20 protein-coding genes and 1 pseudogene are annotated in these 19,339 nt (G+C 64.0%); 9 read left to right on the top strand and 12 right to left on the bottom strand.

Features of this window, described 5'->3' with window-relative positions; genetic code table 11:
- Positions 1 to 110 precede the first annotated feature (110 nt).
- Positions 111 to 332, top strand: coding sequence for a hypothetical protein (locus V1273_RS26645; protein WP_334411430.1), 222 nt, complete (start codon positions 111 to 113; stop codon positions 330 to 332).
- Positions 333 to 450: 118 nt separating this feature from the next.
- Here V1273_RS26645 and V1273_RS26640 read toward each other — a convergent pair whose 3' ends face one another.
- A complete protein-coding gene (locus tag V1273_RS26640) occupies positions 451 to 1,203 on the bottom strand; it encodes an SDR family NAD(P)-dependent oxidoreductase (protein ID WP_065748956.1) in 753 nt (250 codons plus the stop codon).
- Positions 1,204 to 1,244: 41 nt separating this feature from the next.
- Positions 1,245 to 1,886, bottom strand: coding sequence for a pyridoxamine 5'-phosphate oxidase (pdxH, locus tag V1273_RS26635; protein WP_334364209.1), 642 nt, complete (start codon positions 1,884 to 1,886; stop codon positions 1,245 to 1,247).
- A gap of 122 nt (positions 1,887 to 2,008) precedes the next feature.
- On the opposite strand from pdxH, the gene V1273_RS26630 reads away from it, so the two are divergent.
- Positions 2,009 to 2,407: an RT0821/Lpp0805 family surface protein gene (locus V1273_RS26630; RefSeq protein ID WP_334411429.1), complete on the top strand. Its 399-nt coding sequence runs from the start codon at positions 2,009 to 2,011 to the stop codon at positions 2,405 to 2,407.
- 124 nt (positions 2,408 to 2,531) lie between these two features.
- Positions 2,532 to 3,500 carry a J domain-containing protein gene (locus V1273_RS26625; protein ID WP_334364207.1) on the top strand — a complete coding sequence of 323 codons (969 nt, stop codon included), beginning with the start codon at positions 2,532 to 2,534 and terminating at the stop codon, positions 3,498 to 3,500.
- Positions 3,501 to 3,905: 405 nt separating this feature from the next.
- Here V1273_RS26625 and V1273_RS26620 read toward each other — a convergent pair whose 3' ends face one another.
- Both V1273_RS26620 and V1273_RS26615 read right to left on the bottom strand, forming a co-directional pair.
- Complete coding sequence (locus V1273_RS26620) at positions 3,906 to 4,676, bottom strand: anti-sigma factor family protein (protein ID WP_334364206.1); 771 nt, start codon at positions 4,674 to 4,676, stop codon at positions 3,906 to 3,908.
- A 53-nt stretch (positions 4,677 to 4,729) separates the two neighbouring features.
- Positions 4,730 to 5,218, bottom strand: a complete 489-nt coding sequence (locus V1273_RS26615; protein WP_334411428.1) for an RNA polymerase sigma factor — start codon at positions 5,216 to 5,218, stop codon at positions 4,730 to 4,732.
- Positions 5,219 to 5,402: 184 nt separating this feature from the next.
- Here V1273_RS26615 and fabI point away from each other — a divergent pair, with 184 nt between their 5' ends.
- The 3 genes from fabI to aroC all read left to right on the top strand — a co-directional run bounded on the left by fabI (position 5,403) and on the right by aroC (position 8,038).
- A complete protein-coding gene (fabI, locus tag V1273_RS26610) occupies positions 5,403 to 6,233 on the top strand; it encodes an enoyl-ACP reductase FabI (RefSeq protein WP_334411427.1) in 831 nt (276 codons plus the stop codon).
- Positions 6,234 to 6,245: 12 nt separating this feature from the next.
- Positions 6,246 to 6,845 (top strand): histidine phosphatase family protein, encoded by a 600-nt coding sequence (locus tag V1273_RS26605; protein WP_334411426.1) that lies wholly within the window; start codon positions 6,246 to 6,248, stop codon positions 6,843 to 6,845.
- 104 nt (positions 6,846 to 6,949) lie between these two features.
- Positions 6,950 to 8,038 (top strand): chorismate synthase, encoded by a 1,089-nt coding sequence (aroC, locus tag V1273_RS26600; protein ID WP_334411425.1) that lies wholly within the window; start codon positions 6,950 to 6,952, stop codon positions 8,036 to 8,038.
- A 15-nt stretch (positions 8,039 to 8,053) separates the two neighbouring features.
- Here the strand turns inward: aroC and V1273_RS26595 are convergent, their stop codons facing one another.
- Complete coding sequence (locus tag V1273_RS26595; protein WP_334411424.1) at positions 8,054 to 9,748, bottom strand: GMC family oxidoreductase; 1,695 nt, start codon at positions 9,746 to 9,748, stop codon at positions 8,054 to 8,056.
- 110 nt (positions 9,749 to 9,858) lie between these two features.
- On the opposite strand from V1273_RS26595, the gene V1273_RS26590 reads away from it, so the two are divergent.
- Positions 9,859 to 11,043 (top strand): adenylate/guanylate cyclase domain-containing protein, encoded by a 1,185-nt coding sequence (locus tag V1273_RS26590; RefSeq protein WP_334412267.1) that lies wholly within the window; start codon positions 9,859 to 9,861, stop codon positions 11,041 to 11,043.
- 11 nt (positions 11,044 to 11,054) lie between these two features.
- On the opposite strand, the gene V1273_RS26585 is transcribed toward V1273_RS26590, so the two are convergent.
- A complete protein-coding gene (locus V1273_RS26585) occupies positions 11,055 to 11,819 on the bottom strand; it encodes a glutathione S-transferase family protein (RefSeq protein ID WP_334411423.1) in 765 nt (254 codons plus the stop codon).
- Positions 11,820 to 11,945: 126 nt separating this feature from the next.
- Between V1273_RS26585 and V1273_RS26580 the strand changes: the two genes are divergently transcribed.
- Positions 11,946 to 12,920 (top strand): LysR family transcriptional regulator, encoded by a 975-nt coding sequence (locus tag V1273_RS26580; protein ID WP_334364201.1) that lies wholly within the window; start codon positions 11,946 to 11,948, stop codon positions 12,918 to 12,920.
- On the opposite strand, the gene clpS is transcribed toward V1273_RS26580, so the two are convergent.
- Complete coding sequence (gene clpS, locus V1273_RS26575) at positions 12,898 to 13,203, bottom strand: ATP-dependent Clp protease adapter ClpS (RefSeq protein WP_028346801.1); 306 nt, start codon at positions 13,201 to 13,203, stop codon at positions 12,898 to 12,900. The genes V1273_RS26580 and clpS overlap by 23 nt on opposite strands.
- Positions 13,204 to 13,245: 42 nt before the next feature.
- Positions 13,246 to 13,383: a hypothetical protein gene (locus V1273_RS26570; RefSeq protein WP_334411422.1), complete on the bottom strand. Its 138-nt coding sequence runs from the start codon at positions 13,381 to 13,383 to the stop codon at positions 13,246 to 13,248.
- A 160-nt stretch (positions 13,384 to 13,543) separates the two neighbouring features.
- Here V1273_RS26570 and V1273_RS26565 point away from each other — a divergent pair, with 160 nt between their 5' ends.
- Complete coding sequence (locus tag V1273_RS26565) at positions 13,544 to 14,404, top strand: DUF1194 domain-containing protein (protein ID WP_334411421.1); 861 nt, start codon at positions 13,544 to 13,546, stop codon at positions 14,402 to 14,404.
- Between the two features lie 201 nt (positions 14,405 to 14,605).
- Here V1273_RS26565 and V1273_RS26560 read toward each other — a convergent pair whose 3' ends face one another.
- From V1273_RS26560 to dxs, 4 genes and pseudogenes are all read right to left on the bottom strand, one after another.
- On the bottom strand, positions 14,606 to 15,853 hold the full coding sequence (locus V1273_RS26560; protein WP_334411420.1) for a class I SAM-dependent RNA methyltransferase: 1,248 nt from the start codon (positions 15,851 to 15,853) through the stop codon (positions 14,606 to 14,608).
- Positions 15,846 to 16,601 (bottom strand): TlyA family RNA methyltransferase, encoded by a 756-nt coding sequence (locus tag V1273_RS26555; RefSeq protein WP_334381043.1) that lies wholly within the window; start codon positions 16,599 to 16,601, stop codon positions 15,846 to 15,848. The genes V1273_RS26560 and V1273_RS26555 overlap by 8 nt, the downstream gene beginning before the upstream one ends.
- A gap of 2 nt (positions 16,602 to 16,603) precedes the next feature.
- The gene (locus tag V1273_RS26550; protein WP_334411419.1) at positions 16,604 to 17,167 is read right to left on the bottom strand and encodes a nucleoside 2-deoxyribosyltransferase; all 564 of its coding nucleotides are present in this window, start codon (positions 17,165 to 17,167) and stop codon (positions 16,604 to 16,606) included.
- Positions 17,168 to 17,231: 64 nt separating this feature from the next.
- Positions 17,232 to 19,179 (bottom strand): annotated as a pseudogene (gene dxs / locus V1273_RS26545) (1-deoxy-D-xylulose-5-phosphate synthase).
- Positions 19,180 to 19,339: the final 160 nt, after the last annotated feature.

Genomic DNA, 19,339 nt, shown 5'->3' with positions numbered 1-19,339 from the left:
CCCGATGTGCGAAAGATCGACTCAATCCCACCGCTAAAATTTGAGCAGTGGACTGAACGAATGGTCGAAACTTGTCTGCGATAACGCGTCTCTCAGGCCGCGAGGATCCCATGGTTGAGAAACTTATAATGTCGCCACGCAACGTCATCGACCTGGCCCGCTATCAGCAGAGCCGCAGCGTTGGCAAGGCGCAGGCGTTCTCGACGCGGCTTTGCCGGCACTGCGGTGCTGTGCTGGCGGACGGCGAGAACGAGGATGAGTGTTCGAGCACGTTCAACGTCGCTGCGACGGCTGCTCTGCGCACTGCACAGCGGAAGTTTTGCGCGGAGTGAACGGCAAGCATGCGACGTAGCGTAGGATGGGTGGAGCGAAGCGATACCCATCGCTTCATCGCGAGCCGGTTGATGGGTTTCGCTGCGCTCTACCCATCCTACAAGATCACGTCATGCACTACACGTGCTGGCCGCCGTTGATGTGAATCTCGGCGCCGTTCACGTAAGAGCTGGTTTCCGTGCACAACACGTAAATGATCTTCGCCACCTCGTCCGGCGTGCCGAGGCGGTGCATCGGAATCTGCTGCTCGACGATCTTCTCGGTGCCCGGCGACAGGATCGAGGTGTCGATCTCGCCGGGCGCGATCGCGTTGACGCGGACGCCGACGCGGCCGAAATCGAACGCCATCTCGCGCGTCAGCGCGGCAAGCGCCGCCTTCGACGTCGCATAGGCCGCGCCCGCGAACGGGTGCACGCGCGAGCCCGCGATCGAGGTGACGTTCACCACCGCGCCCCTGGCGTGTTTCAACTCCTCGAGCAGTCCGCGCGCGATCATGATCGGCGCGAAGAAGTTGACGTGAAAGACGTGGTTCCAGGTTTCGACATCGGTGTCCATGGTGCCGAGCCGCCCGCCGCCCGGCGCCTTCGGCGAGATCGCCGCATTGTTGACCAGCGCGTGCAACTCGTCGTTCTCCAGCCGCCTGCGAATCTCGGAAATCGCGCGCACGGTGTCGTCATGGCTGCCGAGGTCGACCTCGATGTGATCCTCCGGGCCGGCGCCCCACGGGCAGACTTCCGGGAAGGCGTGCCGCGAACAGGTGATGACGCGCCAGCCGGCCGAGGAGAACCGGATCGCGGTGGCATGGCCGATGCCGCGGCTGGCACCGGTCAGAAGCAGCGTGCGCCGTGGCGCATTGGATGGAGCGGGCATGCAGGTCTTTCAACTTTGAACGTCGTCGCGTGCGTTTAGCGTCAGGGATAGAGCCGCACCTTGCTCCAGGCCTGTGACGGCGCATCGCGGCGGAATTCGATGCGGTCGTGCAGGCGGTATGGTCGGTCGTGCCAGAATTCGAAACGCTGGGGCGTAATGCGCCAACCGCTCCAGCCGGGCGGGCGCGGCACTTCGCCGATGACGTATTTGGCCGCGACCCTGGCGATTGCCTGCTCGAAAGCGAAGCGGCTCTCCAGCGGCTGCGACTGCTTGCTGGCCCAGGCGCCGATCTGCGCCTGCTTCGGACGCGTCGCGAAATACGCATCGGCTTCCTCGTCCGTCACCGGCGTCACGCTGCCGCGGACGCGCACCTGACGGCGCAGCGACTTCCAGTGAAATAGTAAAGCGGCCTTAGGATTTGCGGCGAGTTCGCGGCCCTTCTGGCTGGCGATGTGGCTGTAGAACACGAAACCATCCGCATCATAGCCCTTCATCAGCACCATCCGGACGTCGGGTAGCCCGTCGGCATCGACGGTCGCCAGCGCCATCGCGTTGGGATCGTTCGGCTCGGACTTCACGGCTTCCGCAAACCACTCGGCAAACAGCGCAAATGGTTCCTCGGCCGCGGTAAAATCACCCGATGTTAACGGTGTCGGGTGTTTGATGGAGGTCGTGTCCGTCATGTCAGGAGTCCCAGTTGCGTACCCTCGCGTCCCAGAACGCGTTGCAGCCCCGATACGGGCACGCCCTATATAGGGCATGGGGACGCGTTGGCCTATCGGCGATCGGGCCGAGGGGCGCTGTGATGACGTTGATTTTGATCGGTCTCGGCTCAGGCGGCTGCAGCCTCTCGCGCCCGGATGCCTACGCCAAGATGAACGCTGCCGACGTCACGGGTGCACTGGGCAAGCAATCGCCGGTGCCGACCGAGAGCGATCTCGCCTTTGCCCGCACCGCCGCCTCCGACGTGCTGACCAAGGGTGACAAGGATTCCAGCCAACCCTGGGAAAATCCGGAGACCGGCGCGCGCGGCTCGGTGACGCCGCTGTCGCAGGCCTATTCTGCGGAAGATGGGCGCACCTGCCGGGATTTCCTGGCGAGCTACGTCAACGGCCGCTCGGAAAGCTGGCTGCAGGGCGCCGCCTGCAAGGCAGGCCACGGTAGATGGGAAATCCATACAATTAAGCCGTGGACGAGGGGATAACGCCTCAAATCGACTTCAAGCGACATGGTAGTTGCAAAAATGCAACTGGCTCCCCAGATGAAGCCAAAGCGGGCGAATTGCCCTAAGCTTCAAGAACCGAATTTCCGTGAAGGAGACGTGACGGATGCGCGACCCCTATGAGGTCTTGGGGGTGCCGCGAGGCGCCAGCGCTACGGCGATCAAGAGTGCCTACCGCAAGCTCGCCAAGAAGCATCACCCCGACAACAACAAGAACGATCCGAAGGCTGCGGCGCGATTTTCCGAGATCAACGCCGCCAACGAGATCATCGGCGACGAGGACAAGCGCAAGCAGTTCGATCGCGGCGAGATCGATGCCGAGGGCAAGCCGCGCTTCCAAGGCTTTCCTGGTGGCGGCTTTTCCGGCGACCCGCGCGGCCGAGCCGGTGGAGGTGGTTTCGAATCCTACACTTTCCGCAGCGGGGGCGGCCCCGGCGGCATGGGCGGCGCGGGCTTCGAGGACATCCTCAACAGCATGTTCGGCGGCGCAGCCAGGAGCGGACGTGCCGGCGGCGGCCGAACCTTTGAATTCGACACCGGTGGAGTCGGCCTCGATCTCGATCTGAACGTCACCATGACGGTGTCGCTGGAAGAGTCGGTCAAGGGCGGGGAAAAGCGCGTCCGTTTGCCGACCGGCAAGGAGCTCAACGTCAAGATCCCCGCAGGCGTCACCGCCGGTCAGCAGATCCGGCTAAAGGGGCAGGGCGAAACTGCGCCGGGCCACCCGCCGGGCGATCTCCTGATTACGGTCAGCATCGCCCCGCATCCCTTCTTCAAGGTCGATGGCAGCGATTTGCGCCTGGATCTGCCCATCACGCTTTATGAGGCGGTGTTGGGCGGCAAGGTCCGCGTGCCCACCCTGGGTGGCGCGGTAGAGCTCTCGATCCCGAAAAATACCTCAAGCGGCCGCACCTTCCGCCTCAAGGGCAAGGGCCTGCCCAAGCCCGGGGAAACCGGGGACTTGCTCGTCACCACCCGGATTATTTTGCCCGACGGGAACGATAGCGAGCTCGAGGCATTGATGCAGAAGTGGCGCGATGGCCACCCGTACAATCCGCGCAGCGATTTCGGCTGATTCGGCCGGGTTCGCGGCGCAAATTTTGCGTGGAATTGAATAGCGGGGTTCCGAGCGGGAGTTTCCCAAAAAAGTGCATTTCTTTCCTGGAAACAAAGGGTTTCCCGGAAAAGGGGCGGCCTCGAAAGGGGGACCAGCGCGGTACCAAACCCCGATCGAGGCCGCTTGCGCCGATCGGCGGATCGAACGCTGCTCATTTTCGCGTGATCACCCGGTGCATTAATGAGACGCACCGGTGTTTTGATTCCAGATTTTCGATGTCAGAATTTGGACAAGCGGCGCGGGTGTTGCCAATTCGTCGCTTTTCGCCGCCCGCAACCCGGACGAAGCAGAGCGCAATCCGGGAACACGTGATCCGATCGCAACGATCCCCGGGTTCCGCTGAGCTCCCCCGGGGGCTTCTGGTCAGCCCTTCTTTTCCATCTGATCGTAGACGGCCTGGGCGATCTGGGTCAGCCGTCCCCTGTCGGCGCCGGTAGACACCACCGCATAGACGACGCCGTCGTCGGCCCAGAACAGGGTGCTCTCCTTACCTTCCGCCGCGTACCGCATTTGGGTCGCCTCGGCGTCCGATTTCGCGGTGTAGATCGTGAAGCGTTCGCCTGAGGCGCTCTCATACATCATGAAGGACGCTGGGCCCCCGGAACCCGGCAACAGCCGTCCGCCGACGAGTTTCAATCCGGCCCCCGCCAGTTCCGGCGCGCGGACGACCCAGCCGCAGCGCTTGGTCAGCCATTGCTGCAGATGATGGCGTTCACTGCCCGGCACCTCGACGGGATGCCGCACTTCCACCACGTAAAGCCGGTGCGCTTCGATCGCATGCACCGTCAAATTTTGGAAAGCCGAAGGTGCAGTCGCCGCGCCGCGTGCGAACCAGCCGATGCCGCCGCCGGCGATGAACGCCGCCAGCGTCGCCGCCACCGCGCCGTACACCCATCTGCGCGGCTGTCGCACCAGCCGCTCGATCTCGAGCCGTCTCGGCACCGCCTCGTCGACAACCGAATCGTACCTGGTATGCAGCGCTTCCGCCATCGCGCGCCACGACCGCACCCGCGCGGCATCGTCGGGATGCGAGGCGAGCCACGCTTCGACGTCGCCGCGGCGTTCTGCCGGCAGCTCGTCGTCGACGTAAGCATGCAGCTCGTCTTCGGTGACGGGAATGTTGCGATCGGTCATTGTCGTCTCTGTCTATTCCTGATCTGCTGCGTAACGCGTTTCGTGCACCTTCGTCATTTCACCCGCCTGAGCGCCGCGCGTTCGCCCTCGAGCGAAGCTTTGACATGCGCGCGTGCGCGGGCAAGCCGGGACATTACGGTACCGATCGGCACGCCCTGGATGTTGGCGACCTCGCGGTAGCTCAGCCCTTCAAGCATCACCAGGAGCAGCACCGAGCGCTGTTCTTCCACCAACGTTGCCAGCGCCCGCGCAATGTCGCGGCCCTCCGCCTCGGTGCCGCTGGCGTCCGGGTTGTTGTCGAGCAGCGGCATGAATTGCGGCCGCCGCGCCAGCGAGCGTCGCCGGTTCTTGTTCAAATTGGTCAGGATCGTATAGAGCCAGCTCCTGACGTCGCCGCCGAGAAACAGCCGCTCGGAACGCAACGCACGCACCAGCGTATCCTGCACCAGGTCGTCGGCGATGTCGGCATCGCGCGCGAGTGCGCGTGCATAGCGGCGGAGCGCCGGAATCATGGCTTCGACACTTTGACGAAACGCGCTCATCGGGACCAGATTGCAAGAGTTGCGGGCGCGAACGCCTTACCTAGCATAACACCCAATCGCCGCGTCTATTCCAGCCATTGAGGCCGATCCGGAACAGCGTTAATCCGAGAGCCGATTTAGGCTCGACCGCGCTGGACTGCTGGTGTACCTCCAAGCCCCACAGGGAAGCTCGATTGGAAACCAGATGTCGCAGAAATCAGGTCTGATGCAGGGCAAGCGCGGGGTGATCCTCGGCGTCGCCAACAACCGCTCGATCGCCTGGGGCATCGCCAAGGCATGCCACGACGCGGGCGCGGAAATCGCGCTCACCTGGCAGGGCGATGCGCTGAAGAAGCGGGTCGAGCCGCTGGCCAAGGAGCTGGGCGGTATCCTGCTGGGTCATTGCGACGTCACCGATGCCGCGACGATCGATGCGGTGTTCGATGTGCTCCGCGAAAAGTGGGGCAAGATCGATTTCGTGGTCCACGCCATCGCCTTCGCCGACAAGGACCAACTCGACGGCCGTTACCTCGAGACGACGCAGGACAATTTCACCAGGAGCATGCTGATCTCCTGCTATTCGCTGACCGCGATCACGCAGCGCGCCGAGAAACTGATGACCGACGGCGGCTCGATCATCACGCTGACCTATTACGGTGCCGAGAAATGGATGCCGCACTACAACGTCATGGGCGTGGCGAAGGCAGCGCTGGAAGCCAGCGTGCGCTATCTCGCCGCTGACCTTGGCGAGAAGAACATCCGCGTCAACGCGATCTCGGCAGGGCCGATCAAGACGCTGGCGGCCTCCGGCATCGGCGATTTCCGCTACATTCTGAAGTGGAACGAATACAACGCGCCGCTGCGCCGCACCGTGAGCATCGAGGAGGTCGGCGACAGCGCACTGTATCTGCTGTCGGACCTGTCGCGCGGCGTCACCGGCGAGGTTCATCACGTCGATTCCGGCTATCACGTCGTCGGCATGAAGCGCCCCGACGCGCCCGACATCTCGCTCTCCAATTCGGTAGCCAAGGAATAGCCGTAAAGTCCGATGCCTGCGCCCGTGATCTACTACATCCGCCATGGCGAGACGTCGTGGAACGCGGAAGGCAGGCTGCAGGGCGCGCAGGACATTCCACTGAACGATCTCGGCCGCAAGCAGGCGGCCCACGCCGGCAATGTCCTCGCCGATCTCCTGAAACGGGACGGCCGCGACAAGTTCGCGCTGCCGTTTGTCGCCAGCCCGCTCGGCCGCGCACGGGCGACGATGGAATTGGTGCGTGGCGCCCTAGAACTTCGGCCGGAAGACTACGCGCTCGACGACCGCCTGCGTGAGATCCGCTACGGCGTCTGGGAGGGCTCGACGCTGGCCGAGATGCAGGCCGCCGACCCCGTGCTCTATGCCAAGCGGCTGACAGCGAAGTGGACGATGGCGCCGGAAGGCGGCGAGACCTATGCCGAGGTGCAGCATCGGATGCGCGACTGGTACGATTCCGTGCGCGCGGATACCGTTGCGGTAGCCCATGGCGGCACCGCGCGGGCGCTGATGGTGGCGCTCGGCATCGAGACGCCGGCCAGCGCCGCCGACCTCGTGATCGAGCAGGGCGCGGTCTACGTGTTCCGCGACGGGGGGCTTAAGAAGTATAGTTAGGGGCGGACCTATGAACGCCGTCATTCCGGGTCTGGTCCTTCGGACCATCCCGGAATGACGGTCTACGGGTTTGACCGCCGCGCGGCACCGCGTTACGACACACCATGTCCTTCAACACCTTCGGCCATCTGTTCCGGGTCACGACCTTCGGCGAAAGCCATGGGGTCGCGATCGGCTGTGTGGTCGACGGCTGTCCGCCGCTGATCCCGCTGACATCAGAGGACATCCAGCACGATCTCGACCGCCGCCGTCCGGGACAATCGCGCTTCACCACCCAGCGCCAGGAGCCGGACGCGGTAAAAATCCTCTCCGGCGTGATGCCCGATCCCGAGTCCGGCGCGCAGGTGACGACGGGAACGCCGATCGCGCTGTTGATCGAGAACACCGACCAGCGCTCCAAGGACTATTCGGAGATCAAGGACAAGTTTCGCCCCGGCCACGCCGACTTCACCTATGAGGCAAAATACGGCCTGCGCGACTATCGCGGCGGCGGACGCTCGTCGGCGCGCGAGACCGCAACCCGCGTCGCGGCCGGCGCCATCGCCCGAAAGATCCTGCCCGAGGTAAAAGTGCGCGGCGCGCTGGTGCAGATGGGCCCGCACAAGATCGATCGCGACAGATGGGACTGGGACGAGATCGCGCGCAATCCATTCTTTTGTCCCGACAAGGACAAGGCCGCCTTCTTCGAGCAGTATCTGGACGGCATCCGCAAGAGCGGTTCCTCGATCGGCGCGGTCATCGAAGTGATCGCCGAAGGCGTGCCAGCAGGATGGGGCGCGCCGATCTACGCCAAGCTGGACGCCGACCTGGCGGCGGCCATGATGAGCATCAATGCGGTGAAAGGTGTCGAGATCGGCGCGGGCTTTGCTGCTGCCGAATTGTCGGGCGAGGAAAACGCCGACGAGATGCGCACCGGCAATAACGGCACGCGCTTCCTCTCGAACAATGCTGGCGGCGTGCTCGGCGGCATTTCGACCGGCCAGCCGGTTGTGGTGCGTTTTGCGGTGAAGCCGACCTCGTCGATCCTCTCGCCGCGCAAGACGGTGGATCGCGCCGGCGCCGACACCGACATCATGACCAAGGGCCGCCACGACCCCTGCGTCGGTATCCGCGCCGTGCCGGTCGGCGAGGCGATGATGGCCTGCGTGCTGGCCGATCATTTCCTGCGCCATCGCGGGCAGGTCGGCGGGTAAGGACCAGGCTTTCTCTCACTGCATGGCGTCTGCGATCTTTTCCGCGGCCATCAGAACCGGGAAATTGGTGTTGGCGCATGGCACCACCGGGAAGATCGAGGCGTCGACCACGCGCAATCCCTGCACGCCCTTGACGCGGCCTTGCGTGTCGACGACCGCCATCGGATCGTCCGCCCGGCCCATCCGGCATGAGCAGGAGGCGTGCCACACGCCGATCGCCGCCTTGCGCACGAAGGCTTCGAGCGCCTCGTCGTCGCGCATGACCTGCTCGAACGTAAAACCTTCAACGATGAAGTTATCGATCATGGCGTGACGCAACGCCGCCGGCCCGTCCATCAGCGTTGCGGCAATGGCGGTGAGGATCTTGTTCTTGGTGTTGACCACACCGATCTTGCGCACGCGGTCGGAATACGAGGCCGGGAATGGCTTGTCGGTAACGGCCTTGAGCGGCGCGCTCATCTGCAGCGCCGCCATCTTGCGAAAGCCGCTCATCAGGCGATCTAGATCGCGCCTGTCGGACAGCAGGTTGAACTGGACAATTGGTTCTGCGCGCGGGTCGGTTGAGGCGAGTTTCACCTGCCCGGTTTCCGAATAGGTCTTGTTGACGAAGGTGAGCAGCGAGGCGATCTGCTCGCCGACCGAATGCCACGCCGACTTGGTGAGGACGGCGACGAACATGTCGCCGGCCGGCGTTCCCGGAAGGCCCGAGGAGTAGCGCAGCCCCATCTGGATGTGGCGTCTGGTGTGCGCGTTCATGCGCGCACCACGGCGGACAAAAGACGACAGCGCGATCGAGGGATGATCCATCAGACCCTGGCCGACGCCCGCAAGGCCCATCAGGACCGGAATGCCCATTTCCTTCAGGTGCCCGACCGGTCCGATACCAGCGCGCAACAGATGCGCCGGCGAATGGATCGCGCCACATGAAAGGATGACCTCGCGACCGCGAAACTCCTGTTCGCGGCCATCGACCAGCGCCTTCACGCCGACGCATTGCGTGCCCTCGAACAGCAGCTCCTTGACTTGCGTGTTGGTCGATATCGTCAGGTTTGCGCGCTTGCGTGTTTCGCGATCAAGATAGCCCATCGCAGCCGAGACACGCTGCTCGTCCTGATTGGAGTGCGTCACCGGAAAGTAGCCGTCGACGAACTCGCCGTTCTGGTCGGGCAGGAACGCATAGCCGGCGAGCTTGCAGGCCTCGCCCATCGCCTGCGAATGCCCTGTCCAATGCTGGTGCGGAATGCGGCGGACGGGGATACGGCCGTCTTTACCGTGCAACGGCCCGTCGAAATCGAGATCGCGCTCGACCTTCTTGAAGTAGGGCAGCACGTCCTTCCAGTTCCAGCCCGTGGCGCCGCGGGCCTCCCACTCCGCGTAGTCGGTCGGCGCGCCGCGGTTGGCCATCTGGCCGTTGATGGAGGACCCGCCGCCCAGTACGCGCGCCTGCTCATACTTGCGGAGCGGCGGGCGGCTTTCATCGGGGTTGTTGTGGCTGACGATTTGGGTCGTGACCTTGAGTTCGGTCCAGTGGAAGCGCGGATCGAAATATGCCAGCCCCGAATAGCTGTCGCGGATCTCGGGCGGCTCGTTGCCGGGCGGCGTGTCCTGGCCTGCTTCGCAGAGCAGGACCTTGTTGGCGCTCCTGGCGGAGAGCCGGTGGGCCAAGACCGAGCCCGCCGATCCGCCGCCGACGATGATGATGTCGTACACTTTGACGTTTCCTCTTGTTTTTGCATCGTAAAGCTAGCGCAGCTCCGTCGTCGGGTCACGCCGGGAGCGCGCTTGACCTTTCACGGAGTTGCGCAGCAAATACCGGCGTGATGGATATCTCCGAACTGCAGAAGCTGACCGACTGGCTGATCGACGGCGGGCGAACCGCGACCAGCCCGACCCGGTTCATGGCCGAGTGCTGCGAGCGAATGGTCGCGGCCGGCTTGCCGCTGTGGCGTGTCGGCGTGTTCGTTCGTACCCTGCATCCCGAAATCTACGGGCGCAGCTTTATCTGGAAGCCAGGCGCCGAGGTCGAGATCGGTTCGGTCGATTACAATATCCTGCAGTCACCGGATTTTCACACGAGCCCGCTGATCATCGTGTTCCAACAGGGGCTGGAAGTTCGAGCCCGGCCCGATGATCCCCAGAGCAGGCGTTTTCCAATCATCGACGACCTTCGCGCCGAAGGCGTTACCGATTATGTCGCGCTGCCGCTGCCCTTCATCGGCGGCACGGTGAACGCATCGAGCTGGACCACCAAACAGCCGGGCGGCTTCACGGAGGAACAGTTGGCGGCGCTGCGGAGCCTCGCAAAGCCACTGGCGCGGGTGGTCGAGATCCTTAGTTTGAACCGCATGGCCGCGAGTCTTCTGGACACCTATGTCGGCAACAGCGCCGGCGAGCGGATCATGGGTGGACAGATCCGCCGTGGTCATACCGAGACGATGAATGCAGCGATCTGGCTGTCCGATTTGCGCGGCTTCACGGCGCTGTCGGACCGGCTGCCGGCCGAGACCGTCGTCGACATTCTGAACCAGTATTTCGATTGCCAGGTCGCCGCGATCAAGAAGCATGGCGGCGACGTGTTGAAGTATATGGGTGACGGGCTGCTCGCGGTGTTCCCGATCGACGAATATGTCGGCGACGAGAAACAGGTCTGCTCGCATGTGCTGGAGGCCGCCCACGAATCCCGCGCCAGCGTGGCCGAGCTGAATTACCCGATTGGCGACGCGGTCGAACGTTTTCGTTTCGGCCTCGCCCTGCATGTCGGACGCATTCTCTATGGCAATATCGGCGGCGGCAACCGGCTCGACTTCACCTGCATCGGTCCCGCGGTCAATCTCGCGGCGCGGCTCGAAAAGATCGCCAGCCAGCTCGGCCGCACCGTCGTCGCCTCCGAAGGCTTTGCCGGAATTTGCCGCGGCGGCTGGAGCGAGCTTGGCGAGTTTCCTGTCGCCGGCTTCTCCAAGGCCGCACGCGTTTACGGGCTGGCCGACGAGACTTCGGCAGCCTAGTCGCCGCGGATTTATCCCGGAAACACGGCACGTCCGGCATCGATTTCGCCGACAAGCCATTGATGGAACCCGCGGGAGATCAGCCATTCCAGCCGATCGCCGCTCCAGAACAGCCGCTTGCGCTCATGGGTCAGGTGCTTGAGGTCCCTTAGAAAGGCGCCGGTGCGCTGTGCATCGGCGACAAAGGTCGGGTGCGTGCGCATTGCGCCAAACCAGTTCTTCACTGCCGGAAAGCGTTCGGAATCGATCGCCAGGCCGAACGTCCGTAGTGCAGCGAGGTTGGCAAACCAGGCGCACTCGACAACGCCGGGAGTTTGGAAGGGCCACGGTTTGGGCCGGGAGAGCAGCATGGTTTCGAGGCGCTCGAACAGCACGTCGATATCTTTCCTGGCTGCGTTCAGAAGGCCCGGCGGCGGCTCGTCTTCCCGTTCGGCCCAGTGCCAATACGAGCAATCCACCACGATTGGATCGAAACGCTGGTCGGCCAGCCGTTCGAATGCCCGGGCGACGACGCGCTCCTCGATCGCGGTCGGATAAAGCGGATACTGAGGGTAGCGCCAATCCAGATACTGCAGGATGTCGCCGGAATTGACGATGACGAGATCGCCGTCGGTCAGAACCGGGACTTCCAGCCTCGGATTCAGTTGTCGCAATTGCTCGCGGCGATCGGCCGTCAGCGCGTCGATCAGGTCGTAGTCCAGCTTCTTCAGCTCGAGGCCGATCGCCACCTTGCGGGCAAAGGTGCTGATCGGGCTGCCATATAGACAAATCGTCATGATGTTCTCCCGGCCGAACCCTGCAGCGGCGAACCAGTTGTTGCAATTTCTTTCTGATACGCAGAATAATTCCAATATTTGCATTAATCGAGAAACGCTATCGCCGGTAGTCGGAGAGAGGACGGCATGAGACGCGACAATTTCCCCAACCTGAACTCGCGGCAGCTTCGCGCGGTTCTGGCGGTGGCGGAGTATCGGAGCTTTGTCGCTGCGGCGAACGCGCTGAAGACTTCACAGCCGGCGCTGACGCGAGCGATCCAGCAGATCGAACTTGAGCTGGATGTCCCATTGTTCTCCCGCAGCACCCGCCAGGTGACGGTCACCGATGCCGGGCAGGAGTTCGTCTCGTTCGCCGAGCGCTGGCTCAACGATCTAAAGATCAGCGTCGAGAACATGCGGGAGCTGACCGGGCAGCCGCGCGGACAGATTGTCGTCGCTAGCGTTGTCTCGCTGGCGAACGCGGTTCTTCCGACGCTGATTGCGGATTACAGCCGGCGATTTCCACGGATCGAGATTCACCTGCGCGAAGGGCTGCACAGCGTGGTGAGGGACGAAGTGCGCAGCGGCCTGGCCGATTTCGGGATCGGCTATGTCGACGATGCCCCGAAATCGTTCATCGCCGAAGAACTCGGCATTGAGACCTTTCATCTCGTTCTGCCGAGGAACAGCGGGCTGGCGCGGCGCCGGAAGATCGAGTTGCAGGCGTTGGCGGACGCTCCCCTGGTTTCGTTCCCGGCGGAGTCGCGAACCCGCCGCATCCTGGACGACGCCGCGGCGGCTGCCGGGCTGTCCCTCCGGTATCTGATGACGACGAACAGGCTGCCGACGCTTCACGGCCTGGTTCGCAATGGCGTGGGCCTCGCCGTCGTCCCCGCCAGCGAACGTCCGCCCCTGGATGACCCGAACTTGATCTCGCGGCCCTTGATCGGCCGGCGGCTCGCTTGTCCGATCGGCATCATGCGCTTGCAGGAGCGGGAGCTGTCGCCGCCTGCAGCGGAATTTCTGGCGGTGGTTCGCCGATGGCTGCGTGCCGCCCGGCGCAACACTGGCAGAAAACAGCTTGCGCAGACCGGGCTGGCTATTCCTCCGGCTCGGTGGTGAACAAGAGCGGATAGCCCTTGGCGCGGCCGGCGTCGGTGGCGCGCGTCGCCTTGGTCTCGGCGACGTCCTTGGTGAACACGGCGACCACGCAGACGCCGCGGCGGTGCGCGGTTATCATCACCTTGTGGGCCTGGTCCTCGGTCATGCGGAATTCGGCCTTCAGCACCGTGACGACGAATTCACGCGGCGTGTAGTCGTCATTGATCAGGATGACCTTGTGCAGGCGCGGCCGTTCGACCTTGGTTTTGACCTTGGTTTTTGGCGTGACGACGGTATCTGCCATTTCTAGTCCCGAAGCGAAGGAAATCCGACGAGCCCGCCGCGTTCAGTTGGCGCGGCAGTCCGCCAGGCGCTGCGCCAAGGTCTGATCGCCGCGGCTGACGGCCGTCTCGATCAGTTTACAGGCTCCAGGCCGGTCCTGAAACCGGGGGGCCGAGTGTTTCAGCTCGATCAGGGCGGCCATCGCGCCGGCTCGGACAGGCCAATCGCTGCGCGGAACCGGCCGAGCAGGCTGCTGTGGACGAAGCCTGATCCTAACCCGAATGTGAAGGACAAATGATTTCAGCGCTTTGCGTCGGCCATTTTGCATGTCACCATCACTGACGTTCGACGGGAGGGCCGCAATGCGCTGGTATGTCTCGATCGGGGTCGTGCTTGTAGCCGGCATGCTGGCTGGCGGCGACGTGGCAGGTGTTGCCGCGCCGAACCCAACGAACCGGCCGAGCGCCGCTGCCCGCCAACTGGCCGACAAGGACGCCAATCCCACCGTCGACCTCGAACTCGTCCTCGCCGTCGACGTCTCCTATTCGATGGACATGGATGAACTGGCGCTGCAGCGGGAGGGCTACGCGCAGGCGATCGTCTCCAAGGAGTTTTTGCAGGCGCTCAAGAGCGGACCGAACGGCAGGATCGCGATCACCTATTTCGAGTGGGCGGCATCAACCGACCAGAAGATCATCATCCCCTGGCGCGTGATCGATGGACCCGAGACGGCCGATGCCGTCGCCAACGAGATCGTCAAGACCCCGATCCGCCGGGCATCGCGCACTTCGATTTCGGGTGCGATCAACTTCGCCATGCCGCTGTTCGACGAGAGCCCGCACCGCGGTTTGCGGCGGGTGATCGATATCTCGGGCGATGGCCCGAACAACAACGGCGCGCCGGTCCTCATCGCGCGCGATGCCGCGTTGGAAAAGGGCATCGTCATCAATGGCCTGCCAATCATGGTGAAGGAGCCGTCTTACTCCACCATGGATATCGACAATCTCGATTTGTATTACGAGGACTGCGTCATCGGCGGCCCCGGCTCGTTCGTGGTGACCATCAAGGACCGCGACAAGTTCAAGGAAGCCATCCGCACCAAGCTGCTGCTCGAGATCGCCGGCCGCACGCCCGAACGCCCGGTAGTGCCTGCAGCGGGCAGGGAGCCGCGCGTCAATTGCATGATAGGCGAGAAGATCTGGCAGGACAGGTGGGGGAGGTAGCCTTCTTACCCTCCCCTGGAGGGGGAGGGTCGGCTCGCATGAGCGTAGCGAAATGCGAGACGGGGTGGGGTGATCTCTCCACTCGGGCGCTGATCCAGAGGATGGACCGTCACCCCACCCCGCCGCTCATTTCATGAGCGTCGACCCCCGAGCGAGCTTCGCTCGTCCGGACCCCTCCAGGGGAGGGTGAAGATAGGGTGCTTACCTCTTGAACCACGCCACCAATTCCACATGCGGCGTATGGCGGAACTGGTCGACGGGTGTGACGCCTTCGATCTTGAAGCCGCCGTCGATCAAGATCTTCGCATCGCGCGCGAACGTCGTGACGTTGCACGATACCGCAACCGCCGTCGGCACCTTGCTTGCTGCAATCTGGGTCACCTGCGCTTGCGCGCCCTGCCGCGGAGGATCGAACACGACGGTGTCGTAGTCGCGCAGTTCCTGCGGCATCAGCGGGCGTCGGAACAGGTCGCGCGGCTCGGCCTTGACCGGCTTCAGCCCTGAGGTGGACGTCGCGGCTTTCTGCAAGGCTGCTACCGCGCCGGTGTCGCTGTCGAAAGCGGTTACACGCGACTTCGCCGCAAGCCGCAGCGCGAAGGGGCCGACGCCGCAGAACAGGTCGGCGACATGTTTGGCGCGCTTGCAATGCTCGAAGACGAGCGCAGCCAGCGCCTCCTCGCCCGCCACCGTGGCCTGCAGGAATGAGCCGGGCGGCAGCGTGACCTGCGCCGCGCCAATAGAGATTACGGGCGGCGTTCGCATCAGCACCAATTCGCCATGGCGCGTCAGCCGCGCCAGCCGGTGTTGTTCGGCGATGCGCGACAGCCGCGCGATCATGGCTGAAGATACCGGCCCGGAGCCGCGCACATCGACGTCGAGGCCGCTATTGGTCGCGGTGATCTGGATGTCGAGTGGCTTGCCTATCGCGATCAACGGCTCGGCGATGGCCCAGGCGGCCTCGATTGCGCCACTCAGTTGGGGATCGAGGATCGGGCAGCGGTCGATCGGAATGATGTCGTGCGAACCGGCCGCTGCATAGCCGACCTTGAGCACGCCATGCGTTCCGATTCGGCCGTGCAGGGTGATGCGCCGGCGGCCCGCGCCATGGGCATCGACTAGGGCTGCGACGTCGCAATCAATTCCTGCCTGCGAAAGCGTCGTCACCACGAACTCGCGCTTCCAGGCGCGATAGGGTTCGGCGTCCCAGTGCTGGATCGCACAGCCGCCGCAGACGCCGAAATGCGGACAGAACGGTGCGACGCGCTCGACGCTCGCTGTCTCGACCTTGAGCAATTGCCGGCGGTCGGGATGGTGGCCGGGAACCGGACCGGCCTCTATTGTTTCGCCGCCGAGCGCGTACGGCACATAGATGTTGCCGCCGCCTGATATGGCGACGCCGTCGCCCTGATGGCCGACATGGTCGATGACGAGGCGTTCGCTCTCAGCCACGGCGCGCGCCCATGAAGAACTCGATATTGCCGTCGCCGCCTTTGATCGACGACGGAAACACCTGGATATCGGTGCAGCCGAGCGAGGCGGCGAACGCCGAGATGTCGTCGCAGATCGCCTGATGCACCATCGCGTTGCGGATGATGCCGTGCTTGGAGTGCTTTCGTTCCGCCTCGAATTGCGGCTTGATCAACGCCAGGAGCTGCGTTGGCGCTGCCGCAAGCTCCAGCGCCACCGGCAGCACCGCCTTCAAGGAAATGAAGCTGACGTCGATCACGACGACATCCGGCCGGGCGGGCAGGCGCTTGCCCTCGAACTGGCGGATGTCGGTTTCTTCCATCGACACGACTTTGGGATGGCTCTGCAGCGAGGGATGCAACTGGCCGCGCCCGACATCTATGGCGAAGACGAGGCTGGCGCCGTTTTGCAGCAGCACTTCGGTAAAGCCGCCGGCGGAGGCGCCGACGTCGAGGCAGACATGGTCCTCGATCTCGATCGGGTACTGCTCCAGCGCGCCGGCGAGCTTGACGCCGCCGCGCGAGACGTAAGGATGCGCGGGCTGGGCGGACAATTCGGCATTGGCGGCGATCATCTCCGACGCCTTCAACACGGGCCTGCCGTCGGCCGTCACGCCACCGGCGTCGATCGCAGCGCGTGCGCGGGCGCGGCTTTCGAACAGGCCGCGCTCGACCAGCAGCACGTCCACGCGCGTGCGGGGAGAGGTTTTGCTGTCGCTCTTGTCAGCCAAGTTCAGTCCGATTTGCCGGTAGCGCGATCCGCCGCCACAGCGACGCAGGCCTCGAACGAGGTGAGATCGTGCCAGATATCTTGCGGCCGCTGCCGCGGCGTCACCAGTCTAGCACCATGCAGATCGAGCGTGTGGATCATCATGAGATTGTCGGGCAGGCCGAAATCTTCCACCGCCAGCCCGTCGCCGTCGATCAGGTGGCCGGTGGCGGATCTGGTCACATCGTAGTTCCGCTTTACCCGCTCGACATAAACCGCGGGGTCGTTGCTATAGGCCAGGCACAGCTTACCGCGACCGGCCATGTAGCCGAGTTCATAGACGGTGCCGGCGTCGGCACTGGGGCCGCGAAACGGCGTAAGGTTGGCAATGATCGCGTCCGCCGCATCCATCATTGCTTCGTTGCCCTTGAAAATGGCGAGCGAGGCGTCAGCGGCTGCAAGATCGACCGTATTGTCGAGGGGGTAGAGGCCGCTCACGCCATGGCGGTCGCAGATCGCGACCTTGCGGCGCCCGATCTCGATGGCGTCCGGCAGGAACACATCGGGACCTGCCAGATAGATCTTCATGGGTTTACCTGCGAAAGAGCCAGACCTTCAGTTCTGATCAGGGCAGAACCGAAGGGGCTGTGCCTCAGGCGAGCTTGACCGTCTCGGTCTTGTAGTCCTTGCCGAGCGCGTCGAACACCTTGGCGACGATGCCCTTGGCGTCGAGGCCGGCGTGGGCATACATCGCGTTCGGCGAGTCGTGGTCGATGAACTCGTCGGGCAGGATCATCGCACGCATCCTTAGGCCGCCGTCGAGCATGCCGTGGTCGGACAGCGTCTGCATGACATGCGAGCCGAAGCCGCCGATCGCGCCTTCCTCGATGGTGAGCAGCACCTCGTGGTCGCGCGCCAGTTTCAGCACCAGATCGACGTCGAGCGGCTTCATGAAGCGGGCGTCGGCGATGGTGGTGGACAGGCCGTGGGCGGCGAGTTCGTCGGCAGCCTTTTCGCACTCGGCCATTCGCGTGCCGAACGAGAGCAGGGCGACCTTGCTACCCTGGCGGACGATGCGGCCCTTGCCGATCTCGAGGGGGATGCCGACCTCGGGCATCTCGACGCCGCGGCCTTCGCCGCGCGGATAACGCACCGCGCTCGGGCGGTCGTTGATCGCGACTTGCGTGGCGACCATGTGCACCAGTTCGGCTTCGTCGGACGCCGCCATGATGACGAAGTTCGGCAGGCAGCCGAGATAGGCGTTGTCGAACGAACCGGCATGGGTGGCGCCGTCGGCGCCGACCAGGCCGGCGCGGTCGATCGCGAAGCGGACCGGCAGGCTCTGGATCGCAACGTCATGGACCACCTGGTCATAGCCGCGCTGCAGGAAGGTCGAGTAGATCGCGCAGAACGGCTTGTAGCCTTCGGTGGCAAGCCCCGCCGCAAACGTCACCGCATGCTGCTCGGCAATGCCGACGTCGAAGGTGCGCTCCGGAAATGACTTGTTGAAGATGTCGACGCCGGTACCCGACGGCATCGCGGCGGTGATGGCGACGATCTTGTCGTCCTTCTCGGCTTCCTTGACCAGGCTCTGGCCGAACACGTTCTGGTAGGCCGGCGCATTCGGCTTGGCCTTGGCCTGCGCGCCGGTGGCGACGTCGAACTTGACCACGGCGTGATACTTGTCGGCGGAGGCTTCCGCGGGGGGCGTAGCCCTTGCCCTTTTGGGTCACGACGTGAACCAGGATCGGGCCGGTTTCCATGTCGCGGACGTTCTTCAAAACAGGCAGCAGATGGTCGAGGTTATGGCCGTCGATCGGGCCGACGTAATAGAAGCCGAGCTCCTCGAACAGCGTGCCGCCGTCCATCATGAAGCCGCGGGAATATTCCTCGACGCGGTTGGCGCGGTTGGCCAGGATCTTGGGCAGACGCTTGTTGATCTGCTTGGCCGCCTCGCGCAGCGAGCGGTAGGTCTTGCCGGAATAGAGCCGCGACAGGTACGCGCTCATCGCGCCGACCGGCGGCGCAATCGACATGTCGTTGTCGTTGAGAATGACGATCAGACGCGAATTCATCGCGCCCGCATTGTTCATAGCCTCATAGGCCATGCCCGCCGACATCGCGCCATCGCCGATCACGGCAATCACGTTGTTCTTGCCACCGGCGAGGTCGCGCGCCACGGCCATGCCGAGGCCGGCCGAGATCGAGGTCGAGGAATGCGCCGCGCCGAACGGATCGTAGTCGCTCTCGCTGCGCTTGGTGAAGCCGGAAAGGCCGCCGCCGGTGCGCAGCGTGCGGATGCGGTCGCGGCGGCCGGTCAGGATCTTGTGCGGGTAGGCCTGGTGGCCGACGTCCCAGATCAGGCGGTCGCGCGGCGTGTCGAAGATGTAGTGGATCGCGGTGGTCAGTTCGACGACGCCGAGGCCGGCGCCGAAGTGGCCGCCGGTCACCGAGACGGCGTCGATGGTTTCCTGGCGGAGTTCGTCCGCGACCTGCCGCACCTGCTCGATCTTGAGCTTGCGAAGATCGTCGGGCGTGCGGATGGTATCGAGAAGCGGCGTTTTACTATATGTGGTCACTGCGATATTCCAATTTTGCATGTCGGGATAAAGGCCCGACGCGAGACGGGAAGCGCGTTAACCGCGCCGCGAAAATCCGGGCCCGCCTGCCAGTCCGGCAGGCCGGTACCTGATTTGAAAGCCTAGATGCACTCCGGTTTAAACCATGTGATATGCATCACTTAGTCGCTTCTAACCCTTC

The sequence above is a fragment of the Bradyrhizobium sp. AZCC 1721 genome (assembly GCF_036924715.1).
Taxonomy (GTDB): domain Bacteria; phylum Pseudomonadota; class Alphaproteobacteria; order Rhizobiales; family Xanthobacteraceae; genus Bradyrhizobium.
This window is presented reverse-complemented; position numbering and strand designations above follow the sequence as displayed.

Excerpts from the sequence above, each read along its gene's own strand:
- V1273_RS26625 (WP_334364207.1), top strand. The coding sequence starts at position 2,532 with ATGCGCGACCCCTATGAGGTCTTGGGGGTGCCGCGAGGCGCCAGCGCT.
- V1273_RS26620 (WP_334364206.1), bottom strand. The coding sequence starts at position 4,676 with ATGACCGATCGCAACATTCCCGTCACCGAAGACGAGCTGCATGCTTAC.
- V1273_RS26570 (WP_334411422.1), bottom strand. The coding sequence starts at position 13,383 with ATGGCCGCCCTGATCGAGCTGAAACACTCGGCCCCCCGGTTTCAGGAC.
- V1273_RS26590 (WP_334412267.1), top strand. The coding sequence starts at position 9,859 with ATGGATATCTCCGAACTGCAGAAGCTGACCGACTGGCTGATCGACGGC.
- aroC (WP_334411425.1), top strand. The coding sequence starts at position 6,950 with ATGTCCTTCAACACCTTCGGCCATCTGTTCCGGGTCACGACCTTCGGC.
- clpS (WP_028346801.1), bottom strand. The coding sequence starts at position 13,203 with ATGGCAGATACCGTCGTCACGCCAAAAACCAAGGTCAAAACCAAGGTC.
- V1273_RS26605 (WP_334411426.1), top strand. The coding sequence starts at position 6,246 with ATGCCTGCGCCCGTGATCTACTACATCCGCCATGGCGAGACGTCGTGG.
- V1273_RS26645 (WP_334411430.1), top strand. The coding sequence starts at position 111 with ATGGTTGAGAAACTTATAATGTCGCCACGCAACGTCATCGACCTGGCC.
- V1273_RS26550 (WP_334411419.1), bottom strand. The coding sequence starts at position 17,167 with ATGAAGATCTATCTGGCAGGTCCCGATGTGTTCCTGCCGGACGCCATC.
- V1273_RS26615 (WP_334411428.1), bottom strand. The coding sequence starts at position 5,218 with ATGAGCGCGTTTCGTCAAAGTGTCGAAGCCATGATTCCGGCGCTCCGC.
- fabI (WP_334411427.1), top strand. The coding sequence starts at position 5,403 with ATGTCGCAGAAATCAGGTCTGATGCAGGGCAAGCGCGGGGTGATCCTC.
- pdxH (WP_334364209.1), bottom strand. The coding sequence starts at position 1,886 with ATGACGGACACGACCTCCATCAAACACCCGACACCGTTAACATCGGGT.
- V1273_RS26630 (WP_334411429.1), top strand. The coding sequence starts at position 2,009 with ATGACGTTGATTTTGATCGGTCTCGGCTCAGGCGGCTGCAGCCTCTCG.
- V1273_RS26565 (WP_334411421.1), top strand. The coding sequence starts at position 13,544 with ATGCGCTGGTATGTCTCGATCGGGGTCGTGCTTGTAGCCGGCATGCTG.
- V1273_RS26640 (WP_065748956.1), bottom strand. The coding sequence starts at position 1,203 with ATGCCCGCTCCATCCAATGCGCCACGGCGCACGCTGCTTCTGACCGGT.
- V1273_RS26585 (WP_334411423.1), bottom strand. The coding sequence starts at position 11,819 with ATGACGATTTGTCTATATGGCAGCCCGATCAGCACCTTTGCCCGCAAG.
- V1273_RS26580 (WP_334364201.1), top strand. The coding sequence starts at position 11,946 with ATGAGACGCGACAATTTCCCCAACCTGAACTCGCGGCAGCTTCGCGCG.